Origin of the sequence: Mesorhizobium sp. WSM3224 (assembly GCF_000427725.1) — a bacterium.
Lineage (GTDB): Bacteria > Pseudomonadota > Alphaproteobacteria > Rhizobiales > Rhizobiaceae > Mesorhizobium.
The window spans coordinates 297858-312662 of sequence record NZ_ATYO01000006.1; the positions used below are offsets into that span (position 1 = coordinate 297858).

A 14805-nucleotide genomic window follows, 5' to 3' on the forward strand; every position below is an offset into this window, starting at 1 on the left:
CCCTCCGAAGCTCGGCGAAGGAGGGCGACCCGTGGTGGCGACGACCTTTCTACTGATCCCGATCGTTGCCAGTTGATCCCGACCTTCGCCTTGCCGGCATAGCTCTGGACATTGCCCGAGAACTCGCCCCGGGCAGCTTCGATCTCCAGCAGCCCCCGCTCCGGCTCGAAATGGCCGCCTCCAGCAAAAGCAAGCCTAGCTTCGTCCATCTGGCGCCTTTGTCCGAGACAAAGCGCTTGTCTCCCGTGGCACGATGAAGACATCGGGATGGGCGGCCAATATCCGGGCGAGCAAGGTCGAGCCGGTATGGCCACACCACAGATAAATATGGAAGCTTTCGGCTTTGGAATAAGCCGTACCCCACACCCCTGTTCACTTATTGCGTCTCTCCCGGAGACTTATTCGAACCCTCTTCTCTCGATGATTGCAATAAGGAATGTTCCCACAGCGACGGCGATGACCCGGCGCGGGATTTGAGACAGCAGCCACACCTTCGGCGGCGGCCTTCGTTTGACGAGTACGCTGCCTTCCGAGCGCATCCCGCTGGGCCGGCTCGCCGGGCAATCTGGCAACGGCTCAAAGCGCGACGGTTTGCGCATTCGACGGCGCTAATGTGTTATGTATTTCATGGAAGGGGCCACATGGAATTGCGACTGGCAGGGAAAGCCGCGACTTGATTGAATTGAGAGTGCATTGAGAGTGCGCGCGATGAGGTTCTGGGCCGCCATTGTCGGTTTGTTTTTCCTGGCTGCAGCCGATCTGCTGCAGGCAGGTGCCCTTGCCGCCGGCAACAACCGAGTCGCCCTGGTCATCGGCAACAGCAAATATGTCTACGCTCCGGCCCTTCCCAATCCCGCCGGCGATGCTCGCCTGATGGCCGAAGTCTTGCGCAAGGCGGGGTTCAACGTCATCGAAGGCGTCGATCTCGACTATGCCGGAATGCGTGATCGGTTGAACAAGTTCACCGAAGCCTCGTACGACGCGAACACGGCACTGATCTACTACGCCGGCCACGGCATGCAGGTGAACGGCAAGAATTATCTGATTCCCGTCGATGCGGAGCTCACGGCGCCCGCGCATCTCAAAACCCGCACCATCCAGATCGACGAGTTGCTCTCAGCTCTCCCGCCGGACCCGGCCGTCGGCATCGTCATCCTCGATGCCTGCCGGGACAATCCGCTGGCGAGGACCCTGGCGGCTTCGTTGCCGAAGAGCCGCTCGACCACCGCGCCGGGCCTGGCGCCCATCGACGTCACTGCGGATGTCGGCACCGGCGGCGTGCTGATCGCCTTTGCGACAGATCCTGGAGCCGTGTCCTACGACGGCAATGGCGCCAACAGCCCCTACACGATGTCGCTGGCCAGGCATCTTGCCGAACCGGGCGTGGAGATCCAGAGCGCTCTGACCCGAGTTCGCGGTGAAGTGACGGCTGAAACGGACGGGCGCCAGCGACCTTGGCACAATGCCTCGCTCGGCCGCGAGGTCTTTGTCGGCCCGCAAGCGCCGCCACCGGCCACCCCGGCTCCGCAACCGTCGGCCACGGAGAATCCGACCCAGCCCCCAAGCTCAGACGCGCGCGGATGGGAAATCGAGCAGCGCGTCTGGGACGAGGCCTCGAAGCGCAACACGCTGGCGCATTACGAGGCCTATCTGCAGCAATTTCCGAAGGGCGCGTTCGCCGATCTCGCCCGCCTCAACATCGATCAGCTCAAGAAGCCCCCCATCGGCAATACACCGATCGTTGTCGCCAATACTGAGAGCGACGCGGCGGGATCGGCCACCGCGGCGCAACCTCCTGCCGCGGCCAGCAATCCGGAAACCGACGTCGGGACCGAGCTGACGGAAGGCTTGATCGGCCTTGATCGTCAGGAAAAGATCGATGTGCAGGAAAGGCTGCTGGCGATCGGTTACGACCTGGACGAGGCCGACGGCGACTTCGGCGTCAAGACGCGCCGCGCCATCCGCGGTTGGCAGGAAGAAAACCGGTTGCCCCCGACCACCTTTCTGACCCCGAGGCAATACGCTCGCCTGAAACTCGACACGGACGATGCCCTGAAGAGCTACCGCGCCCAGCCGGCGCCGGAAGCGAAGCAACCGGAAAGCGCCGCATCGCAAAAGACCGAGAAGCCGCAGCCCGCCGTCCGTGCGAAGCCGAGACAACAACGCGAGGCAGCCAATCCAAGACCGGCGCCGAAATCAAAGACTGCACGAAAGTCCAGGTTCCGCACCTGCAGCGGCATAGACGGCACCTTCGAGGTCCCCGCGTCGCAGAGATGTCCGTTGAGCGGCTACGCGCATTATTGAAAGCCGTGGCGGACTGCGGAATCCCCCAGAACCGTTCCGGCCCATCAGTTTCTCGCCCAATCCTCGTGTCCATTGCGCACGCGGATAATGAGGATGTCACCATCTTCCTCGATCCGGTAGACGACGAGATGGGCCTTACACGGATGGACTCGCATCGGCGGCGACAACTCAAATCGCTCCCGCGCGATGCGCGGACTGGCGGCGATCAGATCGAAGATGGCAAATAATTCATCATGATATTGTCTGGCCTGCTTTGGGCTGAACAGGCGGACACCCTGCTCGGCAATCCCGATAACGTCCTCTTCCGCCGCTATTGAAAGGCGGAACCCCATTATCGATCGCCGCGCGATGCCTCTGCCCGTTTGACCGCCTCTGCAAAAAGCGTGTCCTTGGAGCGCCTGCCGACTCCGCTCTTCAGGCCGTCATCAACAAAGCGCTGCATAGCCGCGATCTTGTCGTTGCGCTCCTGATCCCTGCGGATCAGGTCGCGCACATAGTCGCTCGCATTGGCATAGCGCCCCGTTTCAGTCTGAGCCTCTACCCATTCCTTCATGGGATCGGGCAATGATACGTTCATCGTCGCCACATCGCCCTCCATGCAGACAGTATGGCATATTTTGACAAATTTTGTCAAAATCTACGGGTGCTATCCTTCGTACATTGCGCCGGCCGATTTCTGCCTTAGCCTGGTCCCCCGGACTGATGCGCCGCGATCGCTGCGAGAAAAACCTCCCCGAACTCCTTCAGCTTCGCCGCCCCCACGCCGTTCACCTCGGCGAAATCGTCGAGGTCGCGCGGGCGGCGCTCGGCCATGTCGATCAGCGTGCGGTCGGAGAAAACCACATAGGCCGGCACCTGGCGCTCCTTGGCGAGCCGCAGCCGCAGCGTCTTGAGCGCGGCCAGCAAGGAAGCGTCCACGCCCTCGCCACCTGTGGTGGAGCCCTGCGCGGCGCGCTTCCTGCCGCGCGCCAGCGGATCCCGCGTCTCGACGCGATACTGGAACGCCACCTCGCCACGGCCGAGCGCGCGGCCGCTTTCGGAGATGGCGAGCCCGCCATGGCCGTCGGGATCAGGCACCAGGAAGCCGCCGGCGACAAGTTGCCTCATCAGCGACATCCACACCGCCTTCCTGTGCACGATGCCGGTTCTGAAGCTGGCGAGCTTCTGATGGCCTCTCGCAAGCACCTTTTCGGTCTCATGACCAAGCAGGATGTCGATGACATGGGCGGCGCCGAAGCGCTCGCCGCTCTGCGCGACCGCGGCAAGGATGATCCGCGCCTCCGTCCCGCCATCCGCGCGCGGCGCCTGGTCGAGGCAGTTGTCGCAATTGCCGCAGGCCTGCGCCTCCTCGCCGAAATAGCCGAGCAGCACCTGGCGCCGGCACTGCGCCGTCTCGCAATAGCCGATCAGCGTGTCGAGCCGGCGATGCGCACGCCGTTTGTGCTCGGGTGAGGTATCCTCGTCGTCGATGAACATCCGGCGCGTGCGGATGTCGCCGGGGCCGTAGAGCATATGCGCCTCCGCCGGCCGGCCGTCGCGACCGGCGCGGCCGATCTCCTGGTAATACGCCTCCAGGCTGCCCGGCAGGTCGGTATGGAAGACATAGGCGACATCGGGCTTGTCGATGCCCATGCCGAAAGCGATGGTCGCCACCATGACGACGCCGGAGAGCGTCATGAACGCGTTCTGGTTCGCTTCACGCGCCTCCTTGCTCATGCCGGCATGATAGGCAAGCGCCCGCACGCCGTTCTTCTCCAGGAAAGCCGCCATTTCCTCCGTCTTGCGGCGCGACAGGCAATAGATGATGCCGCTCTTGCCCTGGTGACGCTCGACGAAGCGCAGCAGCTGGCGCTTGCTGTCCTGCTTGGCCTCCATTGCCAACTTGATGTTGGGCCGGTCGAAACCCAGCACCAGGGTTTCGGCGCGCCCGGCAAACAGCCGCGCCTCGATATCGGCGCGCGTCGCCTCGTCGGCCGTCGCCGTCAGCGCGATGATGGGCACGTCGGCAAACAGCCCGCGCAATCGCGACAGGTCCTCATACTCGCGCCGGAAGGCCGGCCCCCATTGCGAGATGCAATGCGCCTCGTCGATGGCGATCAGGCCGACGTCGAGCCGCGACAGTGCCTCGAGCATCCGATCCGTCATCAACCGCTCCGGCGCCATGTAGAGCAGCCGCGTCTGCCCTGCCGCCACGCGGCGCCAGGCCGCGACATTGGCCTCGCGGTCGAGCGCGGAATTGATCGTCTCGGCGGCTACGCCGGCAAGGCGCAAGGCGGCGACCTGGTCCTGCATCAGCGCCACCAGCGGCGAAACCACGATGGTCAGCCCGCCTTTGACCAGCGCCGGAACCTGATAGCAGAGCGATTTGCCGGCACCGGTCGGCATCACCGCCAGCACATGGCGCCCGGCGAGCAACGCCTCGATGACGGCGGCCTGTCCAGGGCGGAAGTCGTCGAAACCGAACACGTCCTTCAGGACGCGCCGCTCGTGATCCTCCACCCGCATGCCTGCTGCCTGTGCCGGCATCAGGCTGACGCCGAGGAGTTCGTTTTCGGGAGGATGTTAAGACCAGCCAAGTGATTCACCGCGTGATGCCTTGGAGTAGCGCAGCCGTCATCCGGCCACAACCGCGCTTTGCGGGAACCTGTCGCCTCGCGCCTAATGCATGTCGCCCAGAAGTGTGCAGCGGTTCTGGGACAACGACATGCATAAAAACAAAAACTTAAAGCGTGTCGCCTGAATCCATTTCAGCGCGACACGCTTTAGTTCGTCATCGGAAAGCCATCGCTGGCATATCGGCCTGAGAGTTCCGCCGGCGTATTCTGCAGTGCTATAACGTCGAGCCACCCGACACCGCCGGCGGCAGCCGAATGCCAAGAGGAGACTTCGCATGATCGACCCCGCCACGCTCGTCACCTACGTCGCGGTCGTGTTCGGCTTTGTCTTCATTCCGGGACCCGCCACGCTGCTTACGGTCGCGCGCGCGACCAGCTCGGGCACGAAGGTCGGCATTGCCACCGGTGCCGGTGTCGCCGCGGGCGACGTGATCCACACCATCATGGCCATTGTCGGCATCTCCGCCATAATCGCCGCCTCGGCGATGCTGTTCAGCATCATCAAATATATCGGCGCCGCCTATCTCGTTTATCTCGGCATCCGCGCCATTGTCGAAAAGGCGCCGGCAGATCTGGCGGGCAGGTCGCTGCCCATCTCGGCCGGCAGGGCCTTCCGGCAGGCGATCCTGACCGAAGTGCTCAATCCGAAGACCGCTTTGTTCTTCCTGGCCTTCCTGCCACAGTTCGTGCACCCGCAAGGCGGTTTCGTGATGCTGCAGCTGATGGCGCTGGGCACCATCTTTGTCCTGCTCGGGCTCTTCAGCACAGTCGTCTTCGCCGTCAGCGCGGGCGGCCTGGGTTCCTTCCTACGCCGCAATCCGGCAGTGCTGAAATGGCAGGGCAAGGTGGTCGGCGGCATTTATTGCGGGCTCGGCGTTCGGCTTGCCCTGCAGCACCGCTGATCTTGCCGGCTTGGCGATACCCCGCCGTTAAACCTATCTTTACCCTGCTGCGGCACCGTTGCCCTTCTGCGGCGGCGATGTTTGAGTACCGCGGCGGCGCGATGAGCGCCCAGGCAACAAACCCGCGCTTAACGGCGCGGGTTTTCCTTTGAATGGCTGACCCTCAACCGAGGAAGTCCACCCGGCAAGGCGCAAAGCTGTCGACCAGCCGCCCGGCCTCCAGCGCCTTGACGCCATGCACGAGATTGGACGGCACGATGAAGCTGCTTCCTGTTTCCAGCACCTCCGATCGGCCGTCGATAGTGACCTCGAAGCGGCCCTCGGCGACATAGCTTGCCTGCACATGCGGATGCGAATGCAGAGCGCCGACGCCGCCCTTTTCGAAGGCGAACTCGACCATCATCAGTTCATCTGTATGCACCAGCACGCGCCGTCGGTTACCGTCCGGCGTCGGCTCCCAGACCTTCTCGCCTGCATGGGAAAAAATCTCGGTCATCGCTTGGCTTCCGTTTGGATTTGGTGGGAAACAGTCACCGCGCCAGCCAGCCGCCGTCGACCGGTATCACCGTGCCGTGCACGTAGTCCGACGCTGGCGCGAGCAGGAACACCGCCGCGTCGCCTATATCGCCGGGCTGGCCCCAGCGCCCGGCCGGGATGCGCCCGAGGATGGCGGCGCTGCGATCGGGATCGGCGCGCAGGGCTTCGGTGTTGTTGGTCTCGATATAGCCCGGCGCGATCCCGTTGACATTGATGCCTTTCGCCGCCCACTCGCAGGCGAGCAGCCTTGTGAGGCCGAGCACGCCATGTTTCGAGGCCGTATAGGAGGCGACGCGGATGCCGCCCTGGAAGCTCAGGACCGAGGCGACGTTGACGATCTTGCCGCGCCGCCCTGGTTGCGCCAGCACGCGCCTGGCAAAACCCTGGCAAAGGCGAAACACCGTCTTCAGGTTGATGTCCATCACCTCGTCCCAATCGGCTTCGGTAAGGTCGACCGCGTCCGCGCGTCGGATGATGCCGGCATTGTTGACCAATCCGTCGAGCGGGCCGCTCTGCGCCCAGACCCGGTCGAGCATGGCGACTGCCGCGGCCGGATCGCCAAGATCGGCCTTGACCGCCTCGAAGCTGCCGCCCGCCGCCACGACTTTCTGTGCTGTATCGTCCATCGCCGAGCGGCCGACACCGACGACCAGGCCGCCGGCGCGCGCAACCGACACGGCGATGCCTTGCCCGATACCGGTGTTGGCGCCCGTGACCAGGATGCGCTTTCCGGTGAGGCTGAAGGCGGAAAGATCGCTCACCGGAGCTGGTCCATCGTCACTTGGTCGACGTCGGTGTAGTCGACATTGTCGCCGGCCATCGCCCAGATGAAGGCGTAGTTGGACGTGCCGGCGCCCGAATGGATCGACCAGCCGGGCGACAGCACCGCCTCCTCGTTGCGCATGACGATATGCCGCGTCTCGTCCGGCTCGCCCATGAAATGGAAGACGCGCTGGCCCTCCGCCAGATCGAAATAGAGATAGGCTTCCATGCGCCGGTCATGCACATGGCAAGGCATGGTGTTCCACACCGAGCCGGGCGCGAGTTGCGTCATGCCGACGACGAGCTGGCACGTCTTGACGCCATCGGCATGGATGAACTGGAAGATCGAGCGCTCGTTGCTGGTCGCCTGGCTGCCGAGGTCGAGCCGTTTTGCGTCGCCGATGCGGATCAGCTGGCTGGGATAGGCCTGATGCGCCGGCGCGCTCAGCAGATAGAATTTTGCCGGCTTGTCGGGATCCGCCGAGGCGAACGAAACTTCCTTCGTGCCCATGCCGAGATAGACCATGTCGCGCGCCGCCATCTCATAAGGCAGGCCATCCGCCGTCACCGTTCCCGCGCCGCCTATATTGACGGCGATCAGCTCGCGGCGGTCGAGGAATGCCTCGGTGCCGGTCGGCTTGATCGCTTCGAGCGGCAGGACCTTGTCGACCGGCATGGCACCGCCGACGATCATGCGGTCGTAATGGGTGTAGGTCAGGCTGACGACATCGGGCTGGAACAGCCCTTCGATATGGAAATGGTGGCGCAGTTCGTCGGTGCCCATGGCTGCGGCGGCGGTAGGATCGATGGCGAAGCGCGACGAAAATTCGGTGTGTTTGTGGTCCATTTTACCTTGCTCGCCATTTTACCTTGCTCGAATGATCACTCGGTCGCCGCGGCTTTCACCGATTTGGCGTAATAGGCCTGTCGTGCCTGCAGCCGCTCGCGATAGCGCTGCTGGCTGCGGGTGAGATGCGTGCGCATCGCCTCGCGCGCGGCACCGGCATCTCCCGCCGAGATCGCATCGAGGATGACGAGATGCTCGCGCTGCAGGCCGCGCTGGTAATCGTCCGACTGGACGAGCTCGGTCGACCAGGGCGAGGTCACGTCGCAGGGAATGGCGCGGCGTCCGAGCACGTCGAGCATCTCGACATAGAACGGGTTGTTGGTGGCGCTGGCGATCGCCCGGTGGAAGGCAAGATCGGCCGGGCCGGTCGGCTGGCTGGCGAGCAGGAGCCGCTCGAACTCGAAGAAGGCCTCCTGGATCGCAGCTTCCTGCGCGGCGTTGCGGCGGATGGCGGCAAGCCCTGCCGATTCGATCTCGATGGCGAGCCGCACCTCGAGCACGTTGAGCGCGATCGAATCCTTGCTGCCCATGTCGGCGGCTAAAGCCCCGAAGGTGGTCGAGATATGCTCGGTGACGAAGACGCCGGCGCCTTGCCGCGCTTCGACCAGGCCATCGGCGGCGAGCTTGGCCAGCGCCTCGCGGATGACGGTGCGGCTGACCCCGAACGTCTCGGTCAGCTGGCCCTCGGTCGGCAGCTTGTTGCCGGGCGGGATCTCGCCCGCCAACAGCTGCCTGCGGATCGCCGCCACCACCGTCTCCGACAGTTTCGGCTTTCGTTCGACCCTGAGATCCGTTGTGCTATCGGCCACCTGAATGTCTCCTGATGGAAAAGGCCCCTTAGTGGAAAAGGCTTGGCAGCCACAATGATATTTCCGGCACATAGGTCACAAGCATCAGCACCGCGAAAGCCGCGCCGTAAAATGGCCAGATCGATCGCATCGCCGTCCAGATCGGAATGCGGCCGATGGCGCAGCTGACGAAAAGCACCGCTCCCACCGGCGGCGTGCACAGGCCGATGCCGAGATTGAGGATCAGGATGACGCCGAAATGCACGGGGTCGACGCCATAAGCCATGACCACCGGCAGGAAGATAGGCGTGGTGATGATGATCAGCGGCGACATGTCCATGAAGGTGCCGAGAATCAAAAGCACGATGTTGATTAACAGCAGGATCACCAGCCTGTTGTCCGACACCGATTGCAGGAACGCCACGAGCGCCGCCGGGACCCTGAGATAGGCGAGCAGCCAGCCGAAGGCCGCCGCGCAACCGATGATCATCAGCACCATCGCCGTCGTGCGAACGGCCGCGGTGGTTGCGGCCACGAAGTCGCTCCAGCTCATCGAGCGGTAGATGATGAGCGTCACCAGGAAAGCGTAGACGATGGCGATGCAGGAGCTTTCCGTGGCGGTGAAGATGCCGGACCGGACGCCGCCGAAGATGATCGCGATCAGGATAAGACCGGGAACGGCGGCAACGAGTAGCTGCAAGGCGCGCCCGAAGCCGGCGAAGGGCTCGGTGGGATAGCCGCGCCGGCTGGCAACCCAGTAGGCGGTGATCATCAGCGACAGCGCCAGCAGCAGGCCTGGTATGACGCCGGCGGTAAACAGATCGGCGATCGAGATGCGGCCGCCGGCCGAGATCGAATAGATGATCATGTTGTGCGACGGCGGGATCAGCAGGGCGATGATGGCGCCGACCGAGGTGATGTTGACGGCATAGTCGATGCCGTAGCCGCGCGCTTTCATCTGCGGGATCATCAGCCCGCCGACGGCGGACGCATCGGCCACGGCCGAGCCCGAAATGCCGCCGAACATGGTCGATGCCGCTATGTTGACCTGACCGAGGCCGCCGCGCAGATGCCCGACCAGCGAGCCGGCGAGCGCCACCAGGCGCGCCGCGATACCGCCGCGCACCATCAGGTCCCCGGCGAAGATGAAGAACGGGATGGCCATCAGCGAGAAGACGCTGACGCCCGAATTCAGCCGCTGGAACACGACCACCGGCGGCAGGCCGAGCACGATGATCGTCGCGAAACTCGCTACGCCGAGGCAGAAGGCGATCGGCGTGCCGATGATCAGCAGGAAGACGAAGACGCCGAACAGGACCATCAGGGCCATCGCCTAAACCTCCTCGCCCGTGGCGTAAATGTCGGCGTCGACCGGCAGGCCGGCAAAGCGCCCCGCCAGCCGCTCGAGCGAAAACAGGCAGACGAGCGCGCCGCCCAGGATGACCGGCAGGAAGCTGACGCCGCCGGGCAGCGAGAGCGAAGGCATCACCGTGTTCCAGGTCAGCCTCGCCAGCTGCACGCCGTAGACGATCATGCCGGCGCCGAACGCCAGCACGACGATGTCGGAGATGCTGCGCAGCACCGCCTTTGCCGAACCCGGCAGGAAATAGAGCAGCACGTCGAAGCCGAGATGGGTGCGCTCGCGCACGCCGACCGCGGCGCCCAGAAAGATGAACCAGCCCATCAGCAGCACCGAGAAGGCTTCGGTCCAGCTTGGCGAGCGGTTGAGCAGATAGCGCGAGAACACCTGCCAGAAGATGATGATCGTCATCAGCGTCAGCCCCGCGCCGCTGATCCATAGAGACAGCCGGGCGAGAGCCGCCAGCATCCGCTCGACGCGCCGCCAGAAGGCGTTCAGCACCCTGGCAGGCGGCGCGGACATGCCCGCGCCACCCGATGTCTCGTCCGTCCTGCTCATTTCTCGGCCTGGATGCGTGCGGCGAGATCCTTGAGCTCCGGCGTCGCCAGATACTTGTCGTAGACTGGCTTCATCGCGTCGATCAGCGGCTGCTTGTCGATTTCGCTGACCTTGACGCCGGCCTTCTCGACGATGTCGCGCGACTTCTTCTCCTGCGCGTCCCACAATTCGCGCATCTTGACCACGCTGTCCTTGGCCGCCTGGCGCACGATCGCCTGGTCCTCCGGCGACAGCTTGTCCCAGCTTGCCTTCGACATCACCAGCACTTCCGGCACGATCTGGTGCTGGTCCATGGTGTAGTGCTTGGCGACCTCGTAGTGCTTGGCGGATTCGAAGCTCGGCCAGTTGTTCTCGGCGCCGTCGATGACGCCGGTCTGCAGCGCCGAATAGACTTCGCCGTAAGCCATCGGCGTGGCGTTGGCGCCGAGCGCGTTGACCATGTCGACGAACACGTCCGACTGGATGACGCGGAACTTCATGCCCTTCAGGTCGGCGAGCGAAGTGATGTCCTTCTTCGTATTGTAGAAGGAGCGCGCGCCGGAATCGTAGAAGGCGAGCCCGACGAGGTCATGCGCCTCGAAGGCCTTGAGGATCTGGTCGCCGACCGGCCCGTCCATGACATGGCGCATGTGCTCGACCGACCGGAAGATGTAAGGCAGCGACGGCACCGCCGTCTCCGGAACGATGCCGTTGAACGGCCCCATCGACACGCGATCGAGGTCGATGACGCCCGACTGCGTCTGCTCGATCGTGTCCTTCTCCTCGCCGAGCTGGGCCGAGTGATAGACTTCGATCGAATAGCGGCCATCGGTGCGCTGCTTGATCAGTTCGCCCATGTATTTGACCGCCTCGACGGTCGGATAGCCGTCGGGATGCGTGTCCGACGACCTCAATACGGTCTCGGCGTTGGCGATCCCGACCAGCAGCGAGCCGAAGGCCAATATGGCTGCCGCCAACTTTGAAAGATGCAACATAACTTCCTCCCTTCTGAATTCACGGCGCCCGGCTCAGAGCCGGTACGCCTGCTTGGCAAGCGTGTAGGCAAGCTCCCGCGCCACTTCATGCGCCTCCTCCTCCCGGAGGCGATGCTCGGCGACCAGCCGCGCCAGGAAGGCGCAGTCGACCCGGCGCGCGACGTCGTGGCGCGCCGGGATCGACGGAAAGGCGCGCGTGTCGTCGTTGAAACCGACAGTGTTGTAGAAGCCCGCCGTCTCGGTGGTCATTTCGCGGAAGCGGCGCATGCCTTCCGGGCTGTCGTGAAACCACCAGGCCGGCCCGAGCTTCAGCGCCGGATAGACGCCGGCGAGCGGCGCCAGCTCGCGGGCATAGCTTGTCTCGTCCAGCGTGAACAGGATGACCGTAAGATCGCGCTCCAGCCCGACGCAGTCCAGCAGGGGCTTCAGCGCCGTCACATAATCGGTCCTGGTCGGGATATCGAAACCCTTGTCGCGGCCGAACTTCTGGAAGACAGAAGGCGAATGATTGCGCCAGGAGCCCGGATGGATCTGCATCACCAGGCCGTCGTCGCGGCTCATCCTGGCCATCTCGGTCAGCATCTGGGCGCGGAACAGCCGCCGCTCGCGCTCATCGTCGGAGCCGCGGCGGATGCGGTTGAACAGCTCCTCGGCAGCCGCGTCGGACAGATTGGCGGTCTCGGCGGTCGGATGGCCGTGGTCGGTGGAAGTCGCGCCGAATTCCTTGAAATAGGCGCGACGCTTCCGATGCGCCTCGAGATAGCCGGCCCATGTGCCGGTATCGTACCCGGTGATTTCGCCGAGGCGATCGAGATTGGCGGAAAAACCCTCGAAATCGGGATCGACCACACTATCCGGCCGGTAAGCGGTGACGACACGGCCATTCCAGCCGCTGTCGCGGACGATCCGGTGCCATTTCAAATCGTCGAGCGCACCCTCGGTGGTGGCGATCACCTCGATGTTGAAGCGCTCAAACAGCGCACGCGGGCGATAGTCGTCGCGTTGCAGCAGCGTCGCGATCGTATCGTAGGTACGGTCGGCGCTCGCAGCGGTGAGCGGCTCCTCGATGCCGAACAGGTGCTCGAACACATGGTCGAGCCACAGCCGTGTCGGCGTGCCGCGGAAGAGATAATAATGCTCGGCGAAGCGCCGCCAGATCGTCCGGCCGTCTGTTTCGACCGGCGCCCCATCCTGCGTGGGCACGCCGAGTTCTTCCAGCCGCACGCCCTGGCTGAGCAGCATGCGGAAAATGTAATGGTCCGGCACGATCAGCAAATGCGCCGGATCGGGGAACGGCTCGTTCAGAGCATACCAGCTTGGGTCGGTGTGGCCGTGCGGGCTGACGATCGGCAGATCCTTCACACCTGCGTAAAGGGCGCGCGCCAATGATCGCGTTTCCGGCGCGAACAGCAGGTCCGGATCGGTCAGTGATGCCACTCAGCTCCTCCCAGGCTGCGTTATTGGTAGCTGCACACGAAATAATGTCAACATACAAAAATTAGTTTGTTGTATGATGACTTTTGCATAAACTCCGGCCATTGTGCGAGAATACCGCGGATGGTAACCCGCTGCCGTCCCGTTGCTGCCAGGCTAACGGTTTGACGCGCCGACCGGAGACTCACACGCCGATGAACAGCCGTCTTTCCAGCACCACGATCGCGAAGCTGCCGGGCACCATTGCCATACCGCGCTACGATCGCACTACCGTGATGCCCGGCATCGTCCATCTCGGCGTCGGTGCCTTTCACCGCGCCCACCAGGCGGCGTATGTCGACGCTTGCCTAGCCGACGACGAAACCGATTGGGGCATTATCGGCGTGTCGCTGCGCAGCCCCGACACGCGCGATGCGCTGGCGCCGCAGGATGGGCTCTACACGCTGGCAATCAGGGATGGCGCGGGCGAACAGTTGCAGGTCGTCGGCTCGATCCAGTCCTTGCTCGTCGCCCCCGAGGACCCAGGCGCGGTGCTCGCCGCCCTGACCGATCCGCGCATCCGCATCGTCACACTGACCATTACGGAAAAGGCATATCTTCGCGCCGCCGATGGCACGCTGGACGGCGCCCATCCCGATATCGTCCACGACCTCGCCAATCGCGGATCGCCGAAGACGGCGCATGGCTTTCTCGCCGAAGCGCTTGCGCGGCGCCGCGCTGCCGGCACGCCCCCCTTCACCGTGCTCTGCTGCGACAACCTGCCGGCCAACGGCGCCACGCTGCACCGGCTGCTGATCGAGTTCGCGAAGCTGCGCGACGCCCTTGCCAACGCCGGCGACCCGGCTTTAGCCAGCTATGTCGCCGACGACGTAGCCTTCCCGTCTTCTATGGTCGACCGCATCGTGCCGGCGACCACGGATGCCGACCGGGCGCGCATTGCGCAACAGCTCGGCATCGAGGACGCCTGGCCGGTGATGACCGAGCCGTTCCGGCAATGGGTGGTCGAAGACAGATTTCCCGCCGGACGGCCGGCCTGGGAAAAATTTGGCGTCACCATGGTCGAGGATGTCGGTCCCTTCGAGGACATGAAGCTCAGGCTGCTCAACGGCGCGCACTCGGGCATCGCCTATCTTGGCCTGCTCAGCGGCCACGCCACCGTCGACCGTGCCTTTGCCGATCCGTTGATCCGGCAGTTCGTGGACAGGCTTTGGGCCGAGGCCGTTCCAACGCTGCCGCAGGATGCCGGGCTCGACACAAGCGCCTACACGGCCGAGCTCGCCGCGCGCTTTTCCAACACGGCGCTCGCCCACCGCACCGCGCAGATCGCCAATGACGGCAGCCAGAAATTGCCGCAGCGCATCGTTGCCTCCGCCCTTGCCCGGCTGGAGGCGGGCCTGCTGCCGGAACATCTGTCGCTGGTTGTCGCAGCCTGGATTGCCGCATGCGCCGCGCGCGGCGGAACCCTGCCCGAGGGCCACTTCACCGACCCGCTCGATGCCGCCCTTAACGACCTGCTCGGCCGCAACCTGCCGACGGCAGAGATGGCGGCGGCCGTGTTCGACCTCGCCGGCTTTGCCAAGGGCCATGCGGAACGACAGAGATTGGTCGAATTTGTCGCCACTCACCTCGCTTGCTTCAAGCAGGGCGGCCCGGCGCTTGCCTTTGCGGCCCTAGGGATCGGCGACAAGAACGGTACAGCCGAGTAGCGGTTTCCGTAGGACTTG

14 protein-coding genes are annotated in these 14805 nt (G+C 64.2%); 3 read left to right on the plus strand and 11 right to left on the minus strand.

The annotated features are described in order from the left end of the window. Positions 1–708: 708 nt before the first annotated feature. On the plus strand, positions 709–2304 hold the full coding sequence (locus YU3_RS36495) for a caspase family protein (protein ID WP_051333936.1): 1596 nt from the start codon (positions 709–711) through the stop codon (positions 2302–2304). Between the two features lie 44 nt (positions 2305–2348). Here the strand turns inward: YU3_RS36495 and YU3_RS0113755 are convergent, their stop codons facing one another. From YU3_RS0113755 to recQ, 3 genes are all read right to left on the minus strand, one after another. Continuing rightward, entirely contained in the window at positions 2349–2636 is a 288-nt protein-coding gene (locus YU3_RS0113755; RefSeq protein ID WP_027166800.1) for a type II toxin-antitoxin system RelE/ParE family toxin, read from the minus strand. Beyond that, entirely contained in the window at positions 2636–2890 is a 255-nt protein-coding gene (locus tag YU3_RS0113760) for a type II toxin-antitoxin system ParD family antitoxin (RefSeq protein ID WP_027166801.1), read from the minus strand. The genes YU3_RS0113755 and YU3_RS0113760 overlap by 1 nt, the downstream gene beginning before the upstream one ends. 95 nt (positions 2891–2985) lie before the next feature. Further along, positions 2986–4830 (minus strand): DNA helicase RecQ, encoded by a 1845-nt coding sequence (gene recQ / locus YU3_RS0113765; RefSeq protein ID WP_027166802.1) that lies wholly within the window; start codon positions 4828–4830, stop codon positions 2986–2988. Between the two features lie 364 nt (positions 4831–5194). Here recQ and YU3_RS0113770 point away from each other — a divergent pair, with 364 nt between their 5' ends. Further along, on the plus strand, positions 5195–5821 hold the full coding sequence (locus tag YU3_RS0113770; protein WP_027166803.1) for a LysE family translocator: 627 nt from the start codon (positions 5195–5197) through the stop codon (positions 5819–5821). A gap of 163 nt (positions 5822–5984) precedes the next feature. On the opposite strand, the gene YU3_RS0113775 is transcribed toward YU3_RS0113770, so the two are convergent. The 8 genes from YU3_RS0113775 to uxaC form a co-directional block, all read right to left on the minus strand. Beyond that, positions 5985–6317 carry a cupin domain-containing protein gene (locus YU3_RS0113775; protein ID WP_027166804.1) on the minus strand — a complete coding sequence of 111 codons (333 nt, stop codon included), beginning with the start codon at positions 6315–6317 and terminating at the stop codon, positions 5985–5987. A gap of 34 nt (positions 6318–6351) precedes the next feature. Continuing rightward, the gene (gene kduD / locus YU3_RS0113780) at positions 6352–7119 is read right to left on the minus strand and encodes a 2-dehydro-3-deoxy-D-gluconate 5-dehydrogenase KduD (protein WP_027166805.1); all 768 of its coding nucleotides are present in this window, start codon (positions 7117–7119) and stop codon (positions 6352–6354) included. Continuing rightward, positions 7116–7967, minus strand: coding sequence for a 5-dehydro-4-deoxy-D-glucuronate isomerase (gene kduI / locus YU3_RS0113785; protein ID WP_027166806.1), 852 nt, complete (start codon positions 7965–7967; stop codon positions 7116–7118). Before kduI ends, kduD begins: the two co-directional genes overlap by 4 nt. Positions 7968–8002: 35 nt before the next feature. Beyond that, positions 8003–8776, minus strand: a complete 774-nt coding sequence (locus tag YU3_RS0113790) for a FadR/GntR family transcriptional regulator (RefSeq protein ID WP_027166807.1) — start codon at positions 8774–8776, stop codon at positions 8003–8005. A 28-nt stretch (positions 8777–8804) separates the two neighbouring features. Beyond that, the gene (locus YU3_RS0113795) at positions 8805–10085 is read right to left on the minus strand and encodes a TRAP transporter large permease (RefSeq protein WP_027166808.1); all 1281 of its coding nucleotides are present in this window, start codon (positions 10083–10085) and stop codon (positions 8805–8807) included. A 3-nt stretch (positions 10086–10088) separates the two neighbouring features. Continuing rightward, entirely contained in the window at positions 10089–10583 is a 495-nt protein-coding gene (locus tag YU3_RS36500; RefSeq protein ID WP_245273502.1) for a TRAP transporter small permease, read from the minus strand. Between the two features lie 86 nt (positions 10584–10669). Beyond that, the gene (locus YU3_RS0113805; RefSeq protein WP_027166809.1) at positions 10670–11647 is read right to left on the minus strand and encodes a TRAP transporter substrate-binding protein; all 978 of its coding nucleotides are present in this window, start codon (positions 11645–11647) and stop codon (positions 10670–10672) included. A 33-nt stretch (positions 11648–11680) separates the two neighbouring features. Next, positions 11681–13084 (minus strand): glucuronate isomerase, encoded by a 1404-nt coding sequence (gene uxaC, locus YU3_RS0113810; protein ID WP_027166810.1) that lies wholly within the window; start codon positions 13082–13084, stop codon positions 11681–11683. A 191-nt stretch (positions 13085–13275) separates the two neighbouring features. Here uxaC and YU3_RS0113815 point away from each other — a divergent pair, with 191 nt between their 5' ends. Then, positions 13276–14787, plus strand: a complete 1512-nt coding sequence (locus YU3_RS0113815) for a mannitol dehydrogenase family protein (protein WP_027166811.1) — start codon at positions 13276–13278, stop codon at positions 14785–14787. The last annotated feature ends 18 nt before the right edge of the window (positions 14788–14805 follow it).